This is a genomic window from Pseudomonas sp. AGC41, assembly GCF_057334555.1.
The window spans coordinates 3,972-5,967 of sequence record NZ_JBHFJB010000112.1; the positions used below are offsets into that span (position 1 = coordinate 3,972).

Sequence of the window (1,996 nt, forward strand, 5' to 3'; positions counted from 1 at the left end):
GGCGAAGGGGCCCTTGAAGCCGACCAGACCCACGATCTGCACATTACGGATGACGGTTGCGCACTAAACCCGCAAAATGCAACGATTCCGACCACGCCCACGGGCGTTGTCGACCAAAATTCTTGTGCCAACAGACTGGGCCTGCTGACTTTATGCGAATGCGCCTTATGTTACTGGGCGGCGGAAATGCCCTTGGGCAGGCGCTGATTCGCCTCGGTGCAGAAGAAGACATCGGTTTTCTTGCCCCCCGCCCCCCCGAAGATGGCTGGGATGCCGCGAGCCTGACGCAGTTGCTCGACGACACCCGGCCAGACGCCTTGATCAACCTGGCGTACTACTTCGACTGGTTCCAGGCCGAGACCGTCAGTGAGCAGCGCCTGGCGAGTCAGGAGCGGGCGGTCGAGCGCCTGGCCGAACTGTGCCAGCATCACAACATCGTCCTGGTGCAACCGTCGAGCTACCGCGTGTTCGATGGTTCGCGCGCCACCGCCTATAGCGAAAAAGACGAACCGGTGCCCCTCGGCTTGCGTGGCCAGGCGCTGTGGCGTATCGAGCAAAGCGTGCGCGCCACCTGTCCGCAACATGTGTTGCTGCGTTTTGGCTGGCTGCTGGACGACAGCGCCGATGGCATCCTCGGACGCTTCCTGGCCCGGGCCGAGCAGCCCGAAGAGTTGCTGCTGGCCGACGACCGCCGGGGTAATCCGACTCCGGTTGACGATGCGGCGCGGGTGATCATTTCGGTGCTCAAGCAACTCGATTGCGCGGCGCCGCTGTGGGGCACGTACCATTACGCCGGACACGAGGCGACGACGCCGCTGGCGCTGGGCCAGGCCATTCTTACCGAAGCCCGCGCCCTGCACCCGCTGGCCATCGAGGCGCCCACGCCCCAGGCCCACGCCGCGCGGCCGGACGCCGCCGAAGAACCGCAGCACGCGGTGCTGGCCTGCAAGAAAATTCTGCACACTTTCGGGATCAAGCCACGCGCCTGGCGCGCCGCACTCCCAGGCTTACTGGATAGGTTTTATCGCCATGGCTAAAGGCCCTGTTTTAATCACCGGCGGCGCCGGTTTCATCGGTTCGCACTTGACCGACGCGTTACTCGCCAACGGCCATTCGGTGCGCATTCTCGATGACTTGTCCACCGGCAAACGCAGCAACCTGCCGCTGGACAACCCGGCAGTCGAACTGATCGAGGGCGACGTCGCCGATGCGCCGCTGGTCGCCCGCGCCATGGCCGGGTGCAGCGCGGTGGCGCACCTGGCCGCGGTGGCTTCGGTGCAAGCCTCGGTGGACGACCCGGTGCGCACCCACCAGAGCAATTTCATCGGCACCCTGAACGTCTGCGAGGCCATGCGCCAGGCGGGCGTGAAACGGGTGCTGTTCGCTTCCAGCGCGGCGGTCTATGGCAACAATGGCGAAGGCCAGGCCATCGGCGAAGACACCTCCAAGGCGCCGCTTACGCCTTACGCTTCGGACAAGCTGGCGAGCGAGTTCTACCTCGACTTCTACCGGCGCCAACACGACCTCGAGCCGGTGGTGTTCCGCTTCTTCAACATCTACGGCCCACGCCAGGATCCGTCCTCGCCGTACTCGGGAGTGATCAGCATTTTCAGCGAGCGGGCCCAGAAAGGCTTGCCGATCAGCGTATTCGGCGACGGCGAGCAGACCCGGGATTTCGTCTATGTGGAAGACCTGGTGCAGGTGCTGGTGCAGGCTATCGAGAAACCTGAAGTGCAAGCGGGCGCGGTGAATGTCGGCTGGAACCAGGCCACCACGCTCAAGCAGATGCTCCAGGCCCTGGCCGATGTGGTCGGGAATTTGCCCGCGATCAGCTACGGCCCGGCGCGCTCCGGCGACATCCGCCATTCGCGGGCGGATAACCGGCGGTTGTTGGAGCGCTTCGACTTGCCGGCGCAAACGCCGATGAGCGTGGGCTTGGCGCGGTTGCTCGGGCGCTGAGTTTTCACCAGCCAAAAAACTGTGGGAGGGGGGGGGG

Annotated in this window: 2 protein-coding genes; both read left to right on the forward strand. The window is 64.7% G+C overall.

Annotation, left to right across the window (positions count from 1 at the left end; genetic code table 11):
* The first annotated feature begins 152 nt into the window (after nucleotides 1–152).
* A complete protein-coding gene (locus ACE04F_RS18635) occupies nucleotides 153–1,037 on the forward strand; it encodes a sugar nucleotide-binding protein (RefSeq protein ID WP_486108975.1) in 885 nt (294 codons plus the stop codon).
* Entirely contained in the window at nucleotides 1,030–1,959 is a 930-nt protein-coding gene (locus tag ACE04F_RS18640) for an NAD-dependent epimerase/dehydratase family protein (protein WP_486108977.1), read from the forward strand. Before ACE04F_RS18635 ends, ACE04F_RS18640 begins: the two co-directional genes overlap by 8 nt.
* Nucleotides 1,960–1,996 lie beyond the last annotated feature (37 nt).